Here is a 20,473-nt window from a genome sequence, read left to right on the forward strand (position 1 = left end):
CATCTGTTTTACTCGGTATGCGCGGCTGTTGAAGCTGCATTCCGCAAGTTTTTTCTGTTCTTTATTTTAAAAAAAAGCAGTTTTTCCGTTTCATAATTTGAGTTTAAATCGGTTCGCCAATAAAAAAACATCCGGACACCGCGTATCAGCTGTTCAACGGTTTCCGATCCTTTTTTACAAATACCGTAAACGGGAATAACAATAAACCCCGGTACCTCATTGGCTTCTATTGTAAACTGTATCTTTCCTTCGGGGTCTTCAAGCTGTATCCATGAAACTTTATTGAAGACATCGGTTGTAATACTGCGTTCTTTTTTTTGATTTTCTTCGCAATCATACAGCGATAAAGAGGGCGTAATGGAATCGGTTTCTTCCAAAGCGATGTCGATTTCGACAACAAAGTATGCTGAAAGGTTAAAAGGACTATCGTTTTTTAATATATATTGAACCTGTGCCCCATCGGAAAAAAATGTATATTGTTTCCGCAGTGAAACCGGCTGATCAATACTGGTATCAAATAAACCGGAGGTTGATAGCTTCAGCTCCGAGCGGATAGTATTCACCTCAGTTTCTTGATATATATTATCGGAAAATACGGATGTCAGAGCTTCGAGGTTACCTTCTTTGAGATGCTGCAATGCTGCTTCCGGCAAGAGGTAGTCGATAAACATGCCTGAATGCTCGAACGGCATATCGGAATAATTTTTATAAGCAGAAAACACATCGCATTCAAAAATCTTTCCGCCGTGATGGTGCACATACATATTTAATGATGAACGTTGGGATAAAACTTCTTTAAGGCCATCCATATCGATGTCATATCGGGTAAGACCTTCGGTAAATATTCCCGGAAGCCGCGTTTGTTTTTCGGCAACGAGCAGGTTTTTATAGGCAATACGGCGCAATTCGTTATGATATTCGGGAATACACGGTTCAAGTGCAAAAAGTTCGGCATTTTGAGCCTTCCACAGCTCCTGTAAGGCATATTTTTTGCGCGCCTTATCTCCTTTCACACCGTTTGCCAGCATATTGACATACATCATTTTGGAATAGATTTTGAAGGCAACCCGCTGCATCGTAACTGCCCGTTTTGTCGCATGACCCGTTGGGGCATCGCAAAGAATTGTATTCGGAGCAATATACATGGGCGGATGCGGCTGCCGATGCTTCATCAGTTCAGCCGTATGGGTGAGCCGTATGACCGAATCCGGCTGACTGCATATATCGATAAACGAGGAAAACCAATTTGTCCCGTCTTTGTTTTTTTCAAGACATTTTATATATGTTTTAACCGGTAGGAAAAGAAGATACATGATTTCTCCCGTAGAAGGAGCTGTTGCCGCTAATTTTTCGTAAAATTCCTGCGGTGTACGGGTTATAAAATCGGGATCATCGGGAATATAGGGAAATACGGTGATTGTTTTGCCTTTATCTTCAACAACGGCAGGAGAAAAACCGGTGTGTAAACCGTGTTGTTCGCTCATGTCTGTAGGGAATAAACGATAATCGAGGAGACAATACTCCATACCGCACCGGATAAACGGGGTAATTAATGACGGCGTCCATGCAGAAGCGGTTAAAAAAAGCCCCCGGGGACGCTTTCCGAAATGGGTGCGGATGGCAGAAGTCATCATTTCAATTTGCCCGATAACGTCGGAAGCAGGTAAAAGCGATAAATAAGGCTGGTAATACCCTCCGCTGAGGAGCTCGATCTGCTTACGGGAAAGCATGTTATTTAACAATATTGAATATGCCTGACGCTTTCCTTTCTGCCACTCTAAAAAGCTGCCTGCTGCGAAAATAGTTAAAGGCAGTTTTTCTTCCGCCTGAATACCGGAAAAAAAGGCTTTATACAGCGATGCATTGTCATTTTTATCAATCTGCTGCAAATAAGAGATAGAAAGCTGTACGCAAAAGCATAAATGCATATTTTTTTTGGGGGTATTCACAAATCATCCTTAGTAAAACAATATTCATTGTATACTATTTTTGCCGATTATGGAAGTACAAACCTTTTCATCTTATCCGACCTCCGTGCTGTCAATCCCCGTGCTTGCCAATTTTCAATGTTTAAGTATAGTATTAGAAAATATATTGAAGATCCCCTTTATACCGTACTGATTTCAGGAGTGCACTATTCAAATGGACACGAAAAATACGGAGCTTTTACAGGCTGGCTTAGCCGCATTGCACATTGAAGATAACCATGGAAAACTGCAGGATATGCTATCGCGCTATATCCGCGAACTTGAGACGTTTAATGCCGTATTTAATTTGATAAAAGTGCAAAACACTCAAGAGCTGATTATCAAACATATCCTCGACAGCCTTGCGCCATGGGAATTTTTAGCGGAGTGGATCGATACTCATCAAGCCGAAGGCCGCTGCACCATTGCGGATATCGGCTCCGGAGCGGGGCTGCCGGGAATCCCGCTTGCATGTTTGTTTTTACTCAAAGATCCGAGTATTGAATTTACATTGATAGAGCGGATGCACAAACGATGCGCTGTTTTGGAAAACATTCAAGCAATGCTGGAACTAACCAATACAGCCATTTTAGAATCCGAAGTGGAAAAAGCTTCTGCCAATTATTTCGATATTGCCGTATTCCGTGCATTTCGGCCGCTTGATCGGACTATGCTTGCTGTCTTGCAAAAAAGGATCCGCAGCGCCGGTATTTTAGCGGCGTATAAGGGAAAACGCACCGCGATTGAGGAAGAGATGCAGGCGCTCGGAGAGTATAAACCGCCTTATCAAGTGATACCGGTAAATACCCCTTTTTATGATGCGGAACGGAACCTTGTTATAATTCAATTGTCATCATGTCCGTATTGTTAACATTATTACATTCGATAAAAGGGTGCGGTTGTAGTAGTCTACGATAAAAAACAGTATAATGCAGCAATGAAAAAGCCCCGTACACACCGAGAAGAAAAACTCGATATTTTATATGAAGACACATCCCTTATTGTAATCAATAAACCGTCCGGTTTGCTTTCCGTTCCGTATCCGGGCAGTAGCGCCCGAACTGCCGCCGATATACTTGAACGCATTATGCGGAGCAAAGGAGCATACTCGAAACACCACAGACCTTTTGCCGTACACCGGCTTGACCGCGACACTTCAGGCGTTATGCTGTTTGCCTTAAACGAACGCACAAAGGATGAATTCATGCGCTCATGGCACACACTTGTTACCGAGCGTATATACCGTGCGGTTGCCGAAAACCCGGCAGAAGGCGGGCTTGCCGATTCAGGCATTATCGACGCACCGCTTGCGTACAATGCCTACAACAGAGCCTTTGTGCCAACTGCCGAAAAACACGCGCACTTCGATACGGTCGCCGCGCGGACACGGTATAAGATAATCGAACGGGGGGCAGCTTATACGCTTTTTGAACTTTCGCTGGATACCGGTAAAAAAAATCAAATACGTGCACACCTCGCCGCAAACGGCTACCCGATAGCGGGAGACCCAATCGGGCATGCGCGTACCGACCCGTTCGGACGCCTTGCCCTCCATGCGCGTTCACTGGCATTTACCCATCCGGTTACACGGAAAGTCATGCGCTTTGAAGTCCCCGAACCGGAAGCATGGCTCGCATATATCCGTTTCAACCGGCGCTGAGTCGCATTGCATATTGAAATTTCTCCCCATTTTATGGCATACTACGCTCCGCCGCTATGAGGAGGAGTGTATGGAGTTTATACATCAAGAAAATAGAATTTATGCGGAAAATGATGCCGGAAAAGTTATTGCCGAAGTTACCTTTCCGCCGGAAAACAGCTCGACGGTCTGCCTCGATCATACCTTTGTCGACAATTCGCTGAGGGGGCAAGGGGTCGCCGGAAAACTCGTTAAAGAAGTCGTAGACTACGCCCAAAAGAACGGAAAGAAAATCCGACCTCAATGCTCGTATGCAGCCGATTGGTTCGATAAACATTCGGAATACGCCGATTTACTTGCACACTAATCAACCGACATCCTCTAAAAGCCGGACGAGTTTTTAGAAGATCTTCAATCGGTTATCCTTATCCCTCGCAAAGAGGAGGCGTTTGAGCCCTTATGAATGTTTTAGCTGAAAAATTTAAAGAAGTTATTTTTTCAGTTTTACCCATCGCCGTGTTAATTTGTATTTTGAACTTCCTCTTTGTGCGGGTTGATTATACTTTTTTTATCCAGTTCGTAATCGGCGTTGTTTTTATCTGTCTCGGACTTACGATATTTTTATTCGGCATAGACATCGGTATTACGCCGATCGGCGATGTGATGGGACAGTTCATCACCGCAAAAAATAAAATCTCGATAGTGATTATCGGAGCGCTGATACTCGGCTTTTTTATTTCGATTGCCGAACCCGATCTGCAAATCCTCGGCGCTCAAGTTATGCAAGTGACCAAGGGCGCAATTCCGCAAACGACGCTGATTGTCATCGTTTCAGTCGGAGTCGCGGTCTTTCTTGCCGTCGGGTTATTAACGATTGTCTATCATATTCCACAGCACAAGGTTTTTACCGTTTCTTACGGCTTGATACTACTCTGTTCGATTTTTTCGGTACGGGAAGGCATATCGATTGCCTTCGATTCTTCGGGCGCGACAACCGGCGCTATTACGGTACCCTTTGTACTTGCCATCGCCGCGGGTGTTTCCCGCATGAAGAAAAATTCCATCGCATCGGAAACCGATTCTTTCGGACTTGTCGGAATGGTGTCGGCAGGGGCAATCTTGAGCGTACTCGCAATCACCTTGATACGGCATCTACCGGCCTTTGACGAAGATTTCAGTATTTCGGAACCTGCAGCCGGTACATCGATTTTTACCGTCATATTCGACGCGCTTAGCCATGCGGCTTCGGAATCCGCCTTGTCGCTCTTACCGATTGCGGTTATCTTTTTACTCACCGATGTATTTTCTTTAAGGCTGAAAAAAAATACCTTGAGCGGAATTATTAAAGGCGTTGTGATTACTTTTGTCGGCCTCATGCTCTTTTTAGCGGGAGTAAAAACGGGATTTTTAGACCTCGGCTTTCTTATCGGGCATAAAATTGGAGAGATCGCCAATCAGCCGCTCATTTTGATTATCGGCGCCTTTATCGGGTGTGTGGTAATCCTTGCGGAACCGGCGGTGTATGTTTTAACCAAACAGATTGAAACCGTAAGCGCGGGCTATATTCCGAGAAAATTGGTGCTTATTTTCCTTGCGCTCGGTGTGAGTATTGCAACATTTCTTTCGATGCTGCGGATTGTCATTCCCGCATTTCAGTTATGGCATATCCTATTGCCGGGCTATATGATCGCCCTTGTGCTTTCGTGGATTGTACCGGAGCTTTTTGTCGGTATGGCATTCGATGCGGGAGGGGTTGCATCCGGTCCGATGACGGCGACCTTTGTACTCTCCTTTGCCCAAGGATTGGCGGCGGCAACACCGGGTGCAAACGTCCTTATCGACGGATTCGGTATTATCGCAGCGGTTGCGTTGGCGCCTGTCATCTCGCTACAAGTGCTGGGGCTTATTTTTTATTTAAAACAGAGAAAGAGGAATCTCTAAACATTGATCAGATTTTAGAGGGGCTTAAAGAAGGAAAGAGAACATGACCGCTTTTTCATTATTAACCATCTTAGTGCCGCATGGACAGGCGCGGAAAATTATTCACGAAGGCAGGGAACTCGGCCTTATCGGTGCCACCACACTGCTTGCCCAAGGCACGGTAAAGAGTAAGCTGCTCGATTTTCTCGGCATCAATCAAATCCAAAAAGAATTGATTTTGACTATGGGAGAACATCGCAAACTGACCGCGATTATGGAAGAACTGAACCGGCGGCATAAGGTAACCAGAAAAAATTTCGGCATTGCGTTTATCATTCCGATTACCTATTCGAACAAACATACAAACGGAGCAATGCTGCCGGAAACGCAAAAGGAGATACAAGCTATGAAGTCGGCGATTTTTACGATTGTAGATAGAGGAAGAGCTAATGATGTTGTTGACGCTACTATAGAAGCGGGTGCACGCGGCGGCACCATTCTCCACGCCCGCGGTTCGGGAGCAAATCAAACAAAACTGATTTTCGACATTGAAATTGAACCCGAAAAAGAAATTGTCTTAACGATTGTCGACCCTGAACAGGTTGAAACCGTCGTTGCCGCCATCCGCAGCCACAGCGATATTGAAAAGGACGGCCACGGCATCTTATTCGTGCTCCCCATCACCGAAGCCTACGGAATAAAATAAAAACAGTTATTTCATATTTATCAATGTCTAGATATTATGATAAAATTATGATATTATCCTGATAACGGAGGTTCGTATGATGCAAATTAGACCTGTTTCAGATCTGCGTAATAAATTTTCAGAAATAGAAAATATAGTTTCAGCAAACAGAAGTCCCGTATTCCTTACAAAAAATGGTTATGGCTCTATGGTTGTGATGAGTCTTGATTTGTACGAAAGCCTTACACATACTATTGAAAGCCAACTTAATGAAGCGGATACTCAAGCGGCATCAACAAATGCTCGTCTTTCGCATAAAGAAGTTTTTTCTCATATCCGTTCTCAAATAAAGATAAGCTGATTGATGGGCAAATATACTTTACGCTACCTTCCTCTAGCCAAGCAGGATTTGAGCGAAATTGTGAATTATATTCAGAATAATTTGGAAAATCCGATTGCAGCAGAAAATACTCTTTCAAAAATTGAAGCAGCTATTCTTGAACGGCTTGAATCTCCTGAATCTTTTGCCGTATGGCAATCAAAAAAACAACGCCCATATCCGTATAGAAAGATTAATGTAGGCAATTATACGGTTTGGTATGTGGTAATTGATCATATAATGGAAGTGAGACGAATTTTATATTCACGGCGGGATGAAGAGACTTTGATTTAAAAATAGCGACTTTACACCGATTGAGGAATGAAATGGACAAGGAACTAATTGATTTTTTAATAAAAGCTAAACAGAAAACATATATGAATGTTATTTCCATGGTGGGCTGATAAAGTAGAAACGGTCAACCTGAATTTATACCACACCTCCCATGGCTTCTACGCTGTCGATAATGCCGCCGCCGAGTACCCTACTCCCGCGGTAAAATACGGCGGCTTGCCCCCGTGCGACGGCGCGTTCCGGCTCGGTAAATACGATGCGCACGCGGTTGTCTCCGATCGGCTCGATACGGGCTTTTTTCAGCTGCTGCCGATACCGCGTCTTTACCTCCGCATAAAAAGGTTCGTTAGGTATTTTGGCGATCCAATTTACATCCCGTACAAAACAGGCGGCGGCGAAAAGCCCATTCTCCGGAGCGACCGTAACCGTATTATGCTCTGCAGATTTTTCCACCACATAGATAGGATAGCCGAACGGTAAGGCAAGTCCCCGCCGCTGCCCGATGGTATAACGGTGCAAGCCGCGGTGAGTTCCTACCTTGATGCCGTTCATATCGATAAAATCGCCTTGGGGAAAAGCATCGGGTGCAAAGGCCTCGATCACCGCCGTGTAGTCGCCGTCCGGCACAAAACAAATATCCTGACTATCGCTCTTATGCGCATTGACCAATCCGGCCTTTTCCGCAATGAGGCGCACTTCCGGCTTGGTAAGCTCTGCAAGCGGAAAAAGCGTCCTGCTCAGTTGCTCTTGACTCAGCAATGCCAAAAAGTAGCTTTGGTCTTTCTGCGCATCGACTCCCCGTTCCAGCACATACCGTCCGGACGGCTCCTGAAATACCTTTGCATAATGACCGGTCGCAACGGCATCGCATCCTTCCTGCAAAGCCCGCTCCAAAAGCAGCCCGAACTTGATTTGTTTGTTACAAATATAACACGGATTAGGAGTTTCTCCGTTGCGGTAGCTTTGAATAAAATAATCGATAATATGCGTTTGAAATTCCGCCCGAAAATCATACACACGGTGCGGGATACTGAGTATCCTTGCCGCCTGTGCCGCTTCGCCGATAATCCGCTCCGACTGCTCCTTCGCAACCGGATTTTTTTCGTTCAGCACGCGGAGCGTAACGCCGCATACTTCATGTCCCTGTTCCATGAGGAGCTTTGCGGCAACAGTAGAATCCACCCCACCGCTTAAACCTACTGCAATCTTCATGCCCACACTTCGCCTATCCTTCCGTACTTCACGAGTTCTTCCGCTTCTATTTTTTTACCGTGCTCCGCAATGACAGCGCCTTACCGTCCGTGAGTATAACCGCTTCCAGCTGTTTATAGGTATGTGCGGGAAATTGCACCGGTACGCTTAAAGCGCTGCCGATGTAAATAGCGTCAACCGTTTTGCTCTCTTTTTCTTCGGTATCGCGGTTCGACGCGGTAATACGGACGGTAAGCGGCAAGGTATAATCATCACGCTGCTCCGTAGCGCCGAACGAAATATTCACATAGAGATATTCCTGTTGAGTCAAGTATTCCAATTTAACCGGCACCCCCTGAATTTTTCCGGACTGCCGGTCGGTTTTTAATAGAAAAGACATAAAAGTAAGTGCAAAAACGGCGACAATGGCAAACAGCACGGAACGCGAAGACCGCGTCGCAGTCAAGCTTTTCAGCAGGCTGATCTTTTTTATATAATCGGGTTCATACATCTGCTGCACTGCTTCGGGCGCACGCTTTAAACGCTCGTTCCGGTCATAGCGGAGATACGACCCTCCTCCTTCACTCCATGAATCCGGTTGATCATTCATTTTTCGACACTCCGGTAATTTCGTTTGTCTTCCACCAGACGATCTCCGCCTGCGTATCTCCTGCAAGAAGCGCCGATAAAATACCGTCGGAAGAAAGATTGAAAGCGTTATACACCAGTTCTTCTGCAGAAACCGATAATACCCGCGTATATATCTTATTGGAATGTAAGTCGATTAATTCGAGCATATATCCGTCGGAGCGCGGGGTTGTTAAAAAGCACCAATTATTTGCGGTTACACCGAGCAATCCGTAAACTTTTTTAACATGGCGGACACCGGTAGAGGTGTCTTCCGTATCTTCATACGGTACAATGTCGATTGTCCGCTCATACCGCTGCTCTTCGATGTTAAACGTGTAGAGACAGCTTTTATCATAGCTGATCCCTGCGCTCACATTCGTCTCCGCATCGATATCTTCACGGTAATAATCGACTTTAATATACAGCTTCTTTGCGGTAAAATCGGGAACCGCTTTATCAAGGCTGGAAAAGCCCTTTACTTCGTTGGTATAAGGCGACGGCAATCCGCTGAACGCAATGGGGATTTTGTACAGCAAGCTGCCCGTATTGTCGTACCAGTATACCCTAATCCCCGTTGCCGTCCGGCACACAACAATAAGGCCGCCGTTTGAATCCGCATAAAGCCCTTCGATGGGCGGAAAGGGAGTGCCGCCCGCCCCCTCTTGCCCAACGGTATCGACGAACTCACCTGCCTCGTTAAAATGAATCACCGTGTCGCGCAACGCAAGGTTTTCCGTTTGATCGTATTCAATCCGTTCTTCGTTGACCGTATCGACGGCAAAAAGATGCTTGCTCGGCGTTACGGCAAGATATGTCGGATGATTCAACGGATAGGGAACAGCCATACGCGTTGTAATTTTATCCGTTTGGTCGGCATCGACGAATGTCGGCTGCGGGTTTTTTTCGGGATTGTAATAGAGCGCAAGTAAATCGCCGAACGATGTCAGCCGCATGATTTTTCCGGCGCTTGAATTGCTGAGGTAAAAAATACCGTCATCCATAGCGAGCTGACTGTCGGGGCGGATATACGGACTTGCCAGCTGAAAGAGATCCAGCTGGTCTTCAAAATTCCCGTACTTAATGGAAAAAAGATGCTCCCGCTCCAAGTTCCCCGTTGTTTCTTTACCGCACGAAACGGCACAAAGGGAAAAAACGCAATATATGGCAATACAAAGTCCTTTAAAGATACGGCGGCGGCGCAACATTACAATCATCTATTTCCTTAAGACCTATTTGACAACTTCCGCAATGCCCGAAACGAGTCCGGCCATATTCTGAATATCCGCAGGGATGATAATTTTTGTCGATTTTCCGTCGGCTACTTTTTCAAAGGCTTCAAGACTGCGCAGTTTAATCAGCGCAGGGTCGGCGCCGACATTTTTAATAAGGTTCAAACCTTCGGCAGTCGCTTTCTGGATAGCCAAAATCGCTTCCGCCTCTCCCTGCGCCCTGCATATAGCGGACTCTTTCTCCGCTTCCGCCTGCAAAATCATCGCCGCTTTTTTTCCTTCCGCTACCAAAATGGAAGATTGCTTTTGTCCCTCCGCAATGAGGATAGCCTCGCGCCGTTCCCGTTCGGCACGCATCTGTTTTTCCATCGCTTCCTGAATGGATTCAGGCGGAATGATATTCTTTACTTCTACGCGGTTTACCTTAATTCCCCACGGATCGGTCGCCTCATCCAAAATACTCCGCATACGGGTGTTGATAACGTCGCGGCTTGTCAGCGTGCCGTCAAGCTCCAACTCACCGATAATATTCCGCAAGGTGGTCGCCGACAGATTTTCAATCGCATTCATCGGATTTTCAACGCCGTAGGTATAGAGCTTAGGATCGGTAATCTGAAAATAGATAACCGTATCGATCATCATGGTAACGTTGTCCTTTGTAATAACCGGCTGGGGCTTAAAGTCGAGCACTCGTTCCTTGAGCGACACCTTATTCGCGATCCTGTCGACAAACGGCATCTTAACGTGCAGACCGACCTCCCATGACTGGAAATAACCGCCGAGCCGCTCGATGATAAACGACTGAGACTGCGGGACAATTCTGATATTTAAAATAAGCAGGATAAGGACAAATATGATTAACGCAAAAACGATCCACATAATAAACCTCTTTTATATTTTTTTCACGATGAGGGTAACGCCCTCTATCTTTTTGATGATACACTCATCTCCGGCAGATATTGTCTCGCTGTCGGCGGAAGCGGCAGTCCACACATTCCCGTTGATTTTAACCTGTCCCTTTTCCCATTCGGTAATGGTTTGAAGCACGAGGGCTTTCTTGCCGATAAGGCTGTCCGCATTGGTCTTTTCCCGTTTGGTATGCAGAAATTTCAGCGCAAGGGGACGCGTAAAAAAGAGCAACAGCAGCGCGATAAGGGCAAACAGAACGCACTGCGCATAAAACGGCGGCTGCAATAGCGAGATAAAGATCATCAGTACGGCGCTGAGTGCAAACCAAATAGTGGTTAAACCGAGCGTCAATCCTTCGATAACTGCGCAGACCACTGCAATGCCGAACCAAAACCACGGCGTATAAAGCGCTAAAAGCATCGGCAGGTTAAGGAGCATGAAGAAGTTTCCTTACGTTCGGGCCAGCGCCGCTCCGATAAAGTCGCGGAACAGCGGGTGCGGCTTATTCGGGCGGGAGGCAAATTCGGGATGGAACTGCACCGCAACAAACCACGGATGATTTTTCAGTTCGACGATTTCCACCAAATTACGTTCAGGGTTAATTCCCGAAAGCAGCATATCGGAGTTTTCAAACTGACTGCGGTACAAATTATTAAATTCATAGCGGTGCCGGTGGCGCTCGCGTATTTCATGCATTTTATATGCCTGCTCCGCCTTGCTGTTTTCGGCAACCATGCAGCGGAAGGATCCGAGCCTTAACGTACCGCCGAGCTGCACGTCTTTTTGATCGGGCATCAAGTCGATAACCGGTTCGCAATTTTTGATAAACTCGGAGGAATGCGCGCGCGTTAAGCCGAGTACATGGCGGGCAAATTCGATAACGGCAATCTGCATACCAAGGCAAATACCGAAATAAGGAACCCCTTTGGTGCGCGCGTATTCGGCGGTAAGCACCATGCCTTCAATACCGCGCTCGCCGAAACCGCCCGGAACGATAACCGCATCTGAGCCTTTTAACAGCTCCTCGGCCTTTGCTTCGTCCGTAATTTTCGCCGCATCGATCCACACCTGTTTTACGCGCGCGTGGTGATACACCCCTGCCGCAGTCAGCGCCTCGCTCACGCTTAAATATGCATCGGGCAGCTCGGTGTATTTGCCGACAAGGGTAACCGTAACCTCTTTTTCGGGATGATAATAGGATTCAACCATTTCCCTCCACGACTGCAAATCGGGTTCGGGATTGGGAATATTGAAAAGCTCGCAGATTTTCTTACCGAGGTTACCTTCCTCCAGCATCAGCGGAACTTCGTAGATGGACTTTGCGGTAAGGTTTTCGATAATGGCATCTTGACTGACATTGCAAAAGAGGCTGAGTTTTTCACGGATGGATTTGCTGAGTTTTTTTTCACTGCGGCACATAATGATATCGGGCTGGATTCCGAAGCCGAGCAGTTCCTTAACGCTGTGCTGCATGGGCTTGGTTTTAAGCTCGCCGCATTCCTTTAAATACGGTAAAAGGCCGAGGTGAATAAAAAGGCAATGCTCCCTACCGACCGTGTTTCTGATTTGCCGGATTGCTTCTATAAAAGGAAGCGATTCGATGTCGCCGACCGTACCGCCTATTTCCGTGATAACGATATCGCTGCCGGTTTGCTCCGCCGTCCGCATAATACGGTTTTTAATCTCGTCGGTAACATGGGGGATAACCTGCACGGTCGCTCCGCAATAGTCCCCTGCCCGTTCATGGTCTAAAATGGAAAGATACACTTTCCCAGCCGTGTGGCTGTTGAATTTATGCAACGCGACATCGGTAAACCGTTCGTAATGCCCGAGATCGAGGTCTGTTTCGCCTCCGTCCTCCGTTACAAACACTTCCCCGTGCTGATAGGGGTTCATTGTCCCCGGATCGATATTCAAATAAGGATCAAATTTTTGATTGATAACCGAAAAACCTCTGCTTTTAAGCAAAAGTCCGATAGACGCAGCGGTAATGCCCTTTCCAAGAGAAGAAACAACTCCGCCGGTAATAAAAATAAAACGCGCTTTCATCATGGACGCTACTATACCATATTTTGAGGGCTTCCGCAATCAACATATCTCAACGCAGAACGCACAGATTCAATTCATAATTATGAATTATTTTGTTATCCCTTATTTACATATTGCATTTAAATAAAAAAATCTATACAATGAGACGTTTCTAAAAGCTCCGGTTTTTAGAGAATGTCAATTATTAAAAACTCAACGGGGTATTCGTCCCCTTGAGGGGTATCATTTAAGGAGGGTCATAAAATGACCGAATGTACAAAAAGTCTGCAGCGGGTGGGCCTGCGCAGGAGTATTTGGCGTAAATGCCTTTTAGCAGGGAGCGTACTGCTTGCAATGTCGCTCTTTTTTTCATGTCAGCCGAATGTGCCGTCAGGCGGCAATTCAGATAAAACGTACACCGTCAACCATAATTTTGCAAGAGTTGAAAGCGGTTACGATGTAGAGAAGGAAGAACTTTCCGGTCCGGTCGATAGCGAAACGAAGGCTGCCGCAAAGCAAAAGGACGGCTTTGAGCTTGACAAAACCAAGCATACTGACGGAAAAATAGCACAAGCAACAATAAAAGCCGACGGTTCCACCGTTGTCGATATTTATTATGCACGCAAAGAGGTTACGCTCACCTTTAAGCTGAACAGCGGTAAATTCGGCGAAAGTACGGATGACAAAACGATGAAAGGAAAATTCGGCGAGCCATTAATTAAACCGGAGGAGCCTAAACAGGACGGCTATACGTTTACAGGCTGGGAGCCTAAGCTTCAGGGAACATTCCCTGCTGCCGATACAACCTATACGGCAAAGTGGGCAAAGGGCGAACTGCCTAAATACACGGTAAACCACTGGCAGCAAAACATCAATTCGGAAACGGGTACGGTGTATGACAGTGCCGTCTATGCAGCGCCGAATTATACGTGTAAAGAAGCAGAGACTAAGCACGGTTATGAAGGAGAGCAAACCCAAGCGGAAGCAAAAACGGATTATGACGGCTTTGAGCTGGACAAAACCAAGCATCCTGACGGAAAGATAACACAAGTAACAATTAACGCCGACGGTTCCGCCGTTGTCGATATTTACTATGTGCGCAAAGAAGTTACGCTCACCTTTAAGCTTGACGGCGGTAAGTTCGGTGAAAGTACGGACGACAAAACGGTAAAAGGTAAATACGGCGAAACCAAAGTCGAAGGCAAAGAGCTAAAAGACTATATTACCAAACCGGAAAAAGACGGTATGCAGTTTGCCGGATGGAACACGGACAAAGTTGAAACTCCTGCAAGTTTCCCGTCAAAGGACACCGAATACACCGCGCAGTGGGAAACACCCAAAGAGGGATCCTATAAAGTCATACATTGGAAGCAGCCGCTCCCCGGTAATCAATATAAACCTGAAGATAAAGAAGAACAGTCTCTGAACGGCACTGTAGGCGATTACACCAAGGCGGAAGTCAAAACAACCTATACGGGTTTCCATTTAAGTAAATCGCAGCATCCGGACGGTACAATAAAACAGCAAAAAATCGAGACAGGCGGCAAAACCGTTATCAACATTTATTATGACAGGGATGTGTTTGACGTAACATTCAAACTGGGGAACAACCATCAGGATATTAAAATGTCAAAACCATACGAAACGCCGATGGATGAATCTGTTGTGCCTCAAAATATAGCGCCGCCGGAAGGAAAAGTTTTCGATAAATGGGAGCCGGGTCTACCGGCCACCATTACCGAAACAAAAACCTATACGGTAGTATGGAAGAATCGCCCGGCGAATACGGCATCCTACAAGGTTGAACATTGGAAGCAGAAAGTTAATGCCCTGACGGGAAAAGTCTATGACAAAGATGATAAAACAAATGGCTATGAGCAAAAAGATCCGACTGAAACGAAGAATGGTTCAATAGGTAGCTCGACAGCGGCAGTCGCTAAAGAGTATGAGGGCTTTGAAACACCTACCGTTACACAAGAAATCATAAAAGCAGACGGTTCAACGGTTGTAAAGATTTATTACGTGCGCAAAGAAGTTACGCTTACCTTTGACCCGAACGGCGGAAAAATCGGCGCAAGTACGGGTGTTAAAGAGGTGAAAGTCCGATTCGGCGAAACAATACAAGAAACCGATGTCAGCACGCCGGAAAAAGATGATGCGGATTTTGACGGCTGGAAGCCTCAAGTATATCCGGGGACAACCAAGGTTCTCGTCACTGATGCAACAACATATACCGCACAGTGGAAGACTGTAAAGGAACTGGAAATTACAACCCAGCCGAACAAAATTGCCTATAATAAGGGCGAGCAGCTTGATCTTGCAGGATTGGCATTCGTTGTAAAATATGTTGAAGGGGGTTCTAAAACACTAACGCATAAGTGGGATGCCGGTAAGTATACGGTTTCCGGCTTTAATCCAACTACGACAGGAGAGCAAACGATCACCGTAACCTATAAGAAAGCAGCGCTCACATTTAAAGTTACCGTCCAAGAGCAAACATTGCCGAGCCAAACATTTGCTATCGGCGATATTATCGACAAGGACAGAACCAAGTATAAAATAGGTGATTTTAAAGGTCCTGCTTCCGGTAAAACATGGAAGGACTACTATGTCATCATTGCGGTAGACGGAACAAAATATGTCGGTGTGCAGTATATACCGGATAATACGGGCTATATATGGACAGGTGATAATATTGAGACGGCCTATAAGCGGCTTACAGAGTTCGGTAATCGATATCTGACCAAAGATGAGGTCAAAACGATTCTTAATAATAAAAACAGTGTTAAACAAGCGATAGAAAAAACAGGAATTCTTGACTACGAGAAGTATTACCTTCGGAACACGCAGTTTACTGCATCTACTATTGTATCATCGAATAATGGTACTACTTTCGAGGATGGAGACGGTATGTCGGTAAATCCTAGCGGTGGACAAAACGTTTTACCGATAGCTGCCAGAACGTTTGAGTAAGCAAATAACTTTGCTCTCATATCTTTTCTACCCTGCGTAAAAGCATGGCCGGGGATGTCGAAAAAGTAACCGGCTTTTGCGACATCCCCAATCCCGCCCGGCGGTATCCGTTGGGCGGGATTTTTTATTTACAGAGGGGGGCGGAACTCTTTCGGGCATCTTTAAAACCTGCCGCCGCTGCATCATAGTGCATCCGTAAAAAACTGAAATATTGACTTTATCGCTCATTTCTGCTTTACTAGTCGAGTGAAAAAAACGATAGCTTTTGCAGCCGTTATATTCGGCTTTTATATAACAGCATTTTGCCAATCCATTACAACTGCAAGCGTATTTTTTGCCGGCATGTCCGAACAATACGGTGCGCTTTCCGATTACACTGCAAATTTAACCGTTTCAACCGGATCGGGTTCAAAAGTTCAGACAATGGAAGCAACCGTATATTTCAAACGCCCGAACCGGCTGCGCATCGATTTTACCAAACCGAATGAGCAGGTTATTCTTTTTACCGGCGACACATTGACCATTTACGTTCCCTCCTACCGGATGGTTTTAAACCAAACGATAGAAAAAGATTCTTCTGCCGGTACAGCCAACCTTGCAACTCCGCAAGGTTTATCGCTGCTAAGGCGTTCGTACACTATCGCGTATGAAACGGGAGCCGATCCCCAGCCGCTGGAAGAAGGTTCTGCCGAACAGGTTGTGGTGCTTGCGCTAAACCGCCGTTCCGCTTCGGAAACTTTTAGAAATCTCCGCCTGCTCGTTTCTCCCGAAACCAAATTGATTAGGCGGATTGAAGCATGGCCTATTTCCGGCAGTAAGATAACATTCGATTTTTCAGCTTACCGATTGAATACGGGGATTCCGGATTCCCGATTTTTATATGATATACCGCCGAATGCGGATATGCTGAACAACTTTTTATTTGAAGAATAACAGTGCGGTGAGCCACGCACCAATGCAGCAGTTTCCAAAGCGGATCCTTTGTTCAACTGCTGCATTTTAAGGAAGGAATAGATGCAGGATATAGGCAATGTATTACAAAAAGCACGTAATGAAAAACAAATAGGACTTGAACAAGCTTCCAGAGAAACGAATATTGCCCGCAGATATTTGGAGGCCTTGGAAACCGGTATGTATGAGGTGTTCCCCGGCGAACCGTATATTGTCGGTTTTTTAAGGAATTATGCGGAATACTTAGGATTAAACCCGAACGAATGCGTTACACTGTATAAACAGGCAAAAATACAGGAAACCGCTGTTCCGCCCGAAAAGCTTATTCCACACAGGCAGTTTACCGTCCCCCGCGGGGTGTTTATAGGGGCGGGCGTATTTATTCTCTTAATAGTGATATTTTTTATCGGCAGAATAGCGGCTTCAAAAATCGGTACGATGATAAGCAACAGACCGGTACAACAAGCCGGACAAACTGAAGTAATCGAAAAAAAAGAAAACGCTTCCTACACGCTTTCTCAAGAAGTTTTTGAAAAACGCTTATATCAGGGTGATACCGTTATTCTCCCGCTTGACGGAAAAGAGTATCAAATAAAAGTAGAAAAAACAGCGCCCGAACTGTATCTTGCAACGGATATCGGCACGCAAATTATTGCATTAGGTCAAAGCCTTGTCCTCGACCTGAACGGCGATGTCGCCGGCGACTTAAAGATTTCCGTTGAAGATATCGATGTATCCGATGAATCGAAAGGCGCTTTGGTAGAAATTCTGACAACCGGTTTTTCGGAGTCTGCTGTTGCAGAAGTTCCGAACATCAAGGTTTCCGATCAAGATACTCAATCCGAATCGTCAAAATACAAGGTACTGTTCGATGCAGGTTCTGCCTATCCGGTAACCTTAAATGCAACATTCCGCAGCTACTGTCTTTTCCGCTATGAGCAGGACAGAACTAACCGCGATGAACGGTACTACCAAAAATCGGAACAGCTGACCGTCCAAGCAAATAACGGCATCCGCATTTGGGCTTCAAATGGAAACGCCGTTAAGATGCAGATTATTGCAGGCGGAAAAACCATCGATATAGAAGTAAGCCGCCCGGGTGAAGTCATCGTTAAAGATTTAAAATGGGTCAAGGATGATGAATCCGGCCGCTATAAATTTGTGGTAATGGAAGTTGACTAAGCGTTTCTTTCTTGATCAGCACGGATGCGCAAAAAATCAGGTGGACGGCGAGCTACTTATCGGAATTTTAACCGATAGGGGCTGGCAAAAAACGCCGGAACCTGAAAAGGCCGATTTAATTATCGTCAATTCATGCGGCTTTATCGAACCGGCAAAACGCGAATCGATAGAAGCGGTTATAACTGCCCGCGCAGCCTACCCCCACGCTAAAATTTTGCTGGCAGGCTGCTTAGCGGAACGGTACGGCGACGTATTTAAAACCGAATTTGAAGAGGCCGACGCTTTTTTTGGCAACGGAGACCTCTCTCAGCTCCCCGTGCTTATTGACCGGCTCTTTCCGGATGCATCGCCTGCCGAGCAGCAATCATCGGCTACTCTCCGGCAGGAAAAGTATCAACCGGTATCTCCTACCGGACACAGCCGTCCATTCCTCAAACCGGCGCAGAAGGGGGTCTGTTGCGGGCAGCGTCCCGAATTATTAAACTTCCCCCGTTCGGCTTTTATCAAGATTACCGAAGGCTGCAATAATTGCTGTTCATTTTGCGCAATACCGCTGATACGCGGTTCGGTCAGAAGCCGGCCGGCCGCCGATATTGTCAGCGAAATCCAAAGCTTTGTGCGGCAAGGTTATAAGGAATTCAACCTTATCGGGCAAGACCTTGCCGTGTACGAAGCTGCGCCGCCGGCTGATGCCATCGACAGGCCTTTGCCGTTAAAGACGGAAGCGAATAAGGCTGAAACGAATAAACGGAAGCCGAAACTTTCAGGGTTGGCGCAGCTTTTACACGCCATTTCCGGTATTAAAGGGCAATTCAGCGTCCGGCTGCTCTATATCCATCCCGACCACTTTCCGCTCGATATTTTGCCGGTTATGACTGCCGACACGCGCTTTCTTCCCTATTTTGACATACCCTTTCAGTCCGGTTCCGATCCGATTATCCGTGCAATGAACCGCTGCGGCTCTGCGGAAGCCTACCTTAACCTGATAGAAAACATCCGCGCAGCTTTTCGCAGTGCGGAAAGCCCCTACGGGGAGGCTGTTATCCGTACCACCTTTTTAACGGGCTTTCCCGGAGAAACCCAAGCTGATTTTGAGCGGACGGCAGCCTTTTTGCAAGCGGTACAGAGCCTCTGGTCCGGGGCATTTGCCTATTCGCAGGAAGAGGGCACCAAGGCTGCCGATATGAAAAAGCAGGTACCGGCAAAAATCGCCGAACAACGCAAGGCTGCCCTTAACGAACTGCAGCTTAAAATTACCGAACAAAAGCTTGCCTCTTTTTGCGGGTTGGAAACGAACGTGCTTATCGAAGAGATTATCCCGCAGGATAAAAACAGCGAAGACAGCACACAAGGCTGCATTGCACTTGGCCGTGCATGGTTCCAAGCGCCGGAAGTTGACGGTGCAGTGGTTGTAAACTTTTCCGAAGCGCAAAAAGACAGCGAAGGTCAGCCGATAACGGCAGGCAGCCTTGTCCGGGTACGGATAACCGCCCTACGCGGAATCGACCTCGAAGCAGACGCAATCTAAGCGGTTGTTGACACGCTTTTTTATAAAAAAGATTGACAAACTGTTGTTTTTAAACTACAATTCAAACATGAAGGTGCTAAAAAAGACCGAAGTATTTAACACATGGCTTTCAAAACTAAAGGATGAAAAAGGAAAGGCCAAAATTACTGACAGGATAATGCGCCTCAAAAGGGGAAACAAAGGCGACTACCGCACAATCGACAAAGATATTTACGAACTGCGTATACACTTCGGTCCCGGCTATAGAATATACTGCACTGATAGAAACAACGAAATTATTTTATTATTGATTGCCGGAGATAAATCTACGCAATCAAAAGACATTAAAAAAGCCCAACAAATGATAAAACTGTTAGAGCAAGGAGAGGCAAAATGAAAATAACCGACTTTGATCCCGCTGATTATTTAACGACAAAAGAAGCAATGATTGAATACTTAAACGAAGCTCTTAAAACCTCTATCGAAGACAATACCCCCGAACACTTTATGGAAGCACTCGGAGATGTAACACGTGCTCAAGGAATTACAAATGCTGCAAAATCAACAGACTTAAACCGTGAACATTTATACCGTTCCTTATCAAAAAAAGGCAATCCGACATTTTCAACTATAATTAAACTTATAAAGTTTTTAGGTTTGGAAATAAATATTACCGAAGCACAATCAGTAAAGACAGCCATTGCTTTATAAATTGTTTGGTTGCTTTCCGATAATATCAACTTTCGTTTCCACCTCTAACATGGAATAACACTACAAGCACGGCAAACCGCAACAGCGTAAAATCAATGATTTGATAAGTCTATATATAGCAAGAAATAATTTTTCGGGATGGAGGGATTTGAACCCCCGATCTTCTGGTCCCAAACCAGACGCCTTAGCCCCTAGGCTACATCCCGTAACAAGAGTTGTAACTTTACTTAAAATAAAGTATCCTGTCAAGCGGAAGTCAGGGCAATCGTACCAGACAT

At 45.9% G+C, this 20,473-nt stretch carries 20 protein-coding genes and 1 tRNA gene; 13 read left to right on the forward strand and 8 right to left on the reverse strand.

Going from position 1 to position 20,473, the window contains the following annotated elements:
* Positions 1-8: 8 nt before the first annotated feature.
* Positions 9-1,949, reverse strand: coding sequence for an alpha-amylase/4-alpha-glucanotransferase domain-containing protein (locus HMPREF1222_RS01870; RefSeq protein ID WP_016517971.1), 1,941 nt, complete (start codon positions 1,947-1,949; stop codon positions 9-11).
* A gap of 193 nt (positions 1,950-2,142) precedes the next feature.
* Here HMPREF1222_RS01870 and rsmG point away from each other — a divergent pair, with 193 nt between their 5' ends.
* The 7 genes from rsmG to HMPREF1222_RS01905 all read left to right on the forward strand — a co-directional run bounded on the left by rsmG (position 2,143) and on the right by HMPREF1222_RS01905 (position 6,884).
* Positions 2,143-2,838, forward strand: coding sequence for a 16S rRNA (guanine(527)-N(7))-methyltransferase RsmG (rsmG, locus tag HMPREF1222_RS01875; protein ID WP_016517972.1), 696 nt, complete (start codon positions 2,143-2,145; stop codon positions 2,836-2,838).
* A 66-nt stretch (positions 2,839-2,904) separates the two neighbouring features.
* Entirely contained in the window at positions 2,905-3,627 is a 723-nt protein-coding gene (locus HMPREF1222_RS01880; RefSeq protein WP_016517973.1) for an RluA family pseudouridine synthase, read from the forward strand.
* Positions 3,521-3,973: a GNAT family N-acetyltransferase gene (locus tag HMPREF1222_RS01885; RefSeq protein WP_342302479.1), complete on the forward strand. Its 453-nt coding sequence runs from the start codon at positions 3,521-3,523 to the stop codon at positions 3,971-3,973. The genes HMPREF1222_RS01880 and HMPREF1222_RS01885 overlap by 107 nt, the downstream gene beginning before the upstream one ends.
* Positions 3,974-4,065: 92 nt before the next feature.
* Positions 4,066-5,547, forward strand: a complete 1,482-nt coding sequence (locus HMPREF1222_RS01890; RefSeq protein WP_016517974.1) for a DUF1538 domain-containing protein — start codon at positions 4,066-4,068, stop codon at positions 5,545-5,547.
* Positions 5,548-5,590: 43 nt separating this feature from the next.
* Positions 5,591-6,232: a P-II family nitrogen regulator gene (locus HMPREF1222_RS01895; RefSeq protein WP_016517975.1), complete on the forward strand. Its 642-nt coding sequence runs from the start codon at positions 5,591-5,593 to the stop codon at positions 6,230-6,232.
* A 76-nt stretch (positions 6,233-6,308) separates the two neighbouring features.
* The gene (locus HMPREF1222_RS01900; protein WP_016517976.1) at positions 6,309-6,572 is read left to right on the forward strand and encodes a type II toxin-antitoxin system Phd/YefM family antitoxin; all 264 of its coding nucleotides are present in this window, start codon (positions 6,309-6,311) and stop codon (positions 6,570-6,572) included.
* Between the two features lie 3 nt (positions 6,573-6,575).
* The gene (locus tag HMPREF1222_RS01905; protein WP_016517977.1) at positions 6,576-6,884 is read left to right on the forward strand and encodes a type II toxin-antitoxin system RelE/ParE family toxin; all 309 of its coding nucleotides are present in this window, start codon (positions 6,576-6,578) and stop codon (positions 6,882-6,884) included.
* Positions 6,885-7,019: 135 nt separating this feature from the next.
* On the opposite strand, the gene mnmA is transcribed toward HMPREF1222_RS01905, so the two are convergent.
* From mnmA to HMPREF1222_RS01935, 6 genes are read right to left on the reverse strand one after another with little or no spacing between them, the layout of a single operon-like run.
* On the reverse strand, positions 7,020-8,096 hold the full coding sequence (mnmA, locus tag HMPREF1222_RS01910) for a tRNA 2-thiouridine(34) synthase MnmA (protein WP_038076420.1): 1,077 nt from the start codon (positions 8,094-8,096) through the stop codon (positions 7,020-7,022).
* A 46-nt stretch (positions 8,097-8,142) separates the two neighbouring features.
* Entirely contained in the window at positions 8,143-8,685 is a 543-nt protein-coding gene (locus tag HMPREF1222_RS01915; RefSeq protein WP_016517979.1) for a hypothetical protein, read from the reverse strand.
* Positions 8,678-9,919: an LIC_12708 family protein gene (locus HMPREF1222_RS01920; protein WP_016517980.1), complete on the reverse strand. Its 1,242-nt coding sequence runs from the start codon at positions 9,917-9,919 to the stop codon at positions 8,678-8,680. The genes HMPREF1222_RS01915 and HMPREF1222_RS01920 overlap by 8 nt, the downstream gene beginning before the upstream one ends.
* Before the next feature lie 15 nt (positions 9,920-9,934).
* Positions 9,935-10,813: an SPFH domain-containing protein gene (locus HMPREF1222_RS01925; protein ID WP_006189559.1), complete on the reverse strand. Its 879-nt coding sequence runs from the start codon at positions 10,811-10,813 to the stop codon at positions 9,935-9,937.
* A 12-nt stretch (positions 10,814-10,825) separates the two neighbouring features.
* On the reverse strand, positions 10,826-11,281 hold the full coding sequence (locus tag HMPREF1222_RS01930) for an NfeD family protein (protein WP_006189560.1): 456 nt from the start codon (positions 11,279-11,281) through the stop codon (positions 10,826-10,828).
* Between the two features lie 12 nt (positions 11,282-11,293).
* The gene (locus tag HMPREF1222_RS01935) at positions 11,294-12,892 is read right to left on the reverse strand and encodes a CTP synthase (protein WP_196799944.1); all 1,599 of its coding nucleotides are present in this window, start codon (positions 12,890-12,892) and stop codon (positions 11,294-11,296) included.
* Between the two features lie 243 nt (positions 12,893-13,135).
* Between HMPREF1222_RS01935 and HMPREF1222_RS01940 the strand changes: the two genes are divergently transcribed.
* From HMPREF1222_RS01940 to HMPREF1222_RS01965, 6 genes are all read left to right on the forward strand, one after another.
* Positions 13,136-15,844: a bacterial Ig-like domain-containing protein gene (locus HMPREF1222_RS01940; RefSeq protein WP_016517982.1), complete on the forward strand. Its 2,709-nt coding sequence runs from the start codon at positions 13,136-13,138 to the stop codon at positions 15,842-15,844.
* A gap of 246 nt (positions 15,845-16,090) precedes the next feature.
* Positions 16,091-16,777 carry a LolA family protein gene (locus HMPREF1222_RS01945; RefSeq protein WP_006187500.1) on the forward strand — a complete coding sequence of 229 codons (687 nt, stop codon included), beginning with the start codon at positions 16,091-16,093 and terminating at the stop codon, positions 16,775-16,777.
* A gap of 81 nt (positions 16,778-16,858) precedes the next feature.
* Positions 16,859-17,977 carry a helix-turn-helix domain-containing protein gene (locus HMPREF1222_RS01950; protein WP_016517984.1) on the forward strand — a complete coding sequence of 373 codons (1,119 nt, stop codon included), beginning with the start codon at positions 16,859-16,861 and terminating at the stop codon, positions 17,975-17,977.
* Positions 17,970-19,505, forward strand: coding sequence for a MiaB/RimO family radical SAM methylthiotransferase (locus HMPREF1222_RS01955; RefSeq protein ID WP_038076424.1), 1,536 nt, complete (start codon positions 17,970-17,972; stop codon positions 19,503-19,505). Before HMPREF1222_RS01950 ends, HMPREF1222_RS01955 begins: the two co-directional genes overlap by 8 nt.
* A gap of 7 nt (positions 19,506-19,512) precedes the next feature.
* Positions 19,513-19,881 carry a type II toxin-antitoxin system RelE/ParE family toxin gene (locus HMPREF1222_RS01960; RefSeq protein ID WP_244870099.1) on the forward strand — a complete coding sequence of 123 codons (369 nt, stop codon included), beginning with the start codon at positions 19,513-19,515 and terminating at the stop codon, positions 19,879-19,881.
* Positions 19,878-20,195, forward strand: coding sequence for an addiction module antidote protein (locus HMPREF1222_RS01965; protein WP_006187504.1), 318 nt, complete (start codon positions 19,878-19,880; stop codon positions 20,193-20,195). The genes HMPREF1222_RS01960 and HMPREF1222_RS01965 overlap by 4 nt, the downstream gene beginning before the upstream one ends.
* Positions 20,196-20,328: 133 nt before the next feature.
* Here HMPREF1222_RS01965 and HMPREF1222_RS01970 read toward each other — a convergent pair.
* Positions 20,329-20,401: transfer RNA gene (locus tag HMPREF1222_RS01970), tRNA-Pro, on the reverse strand.
* Between the last annotated feature and the right edge of the window lie 72 nt (positions 20,402-20,473).

The organism is Treponema vincentii F0403 (genome assembly GCF_000412995.1).
Taxonomy (GTDB): Bacteria; Spirochaetota; Spirochaetia; order Treponematales; family Treponemataceae; genus Treponema; species Treponema vincentii.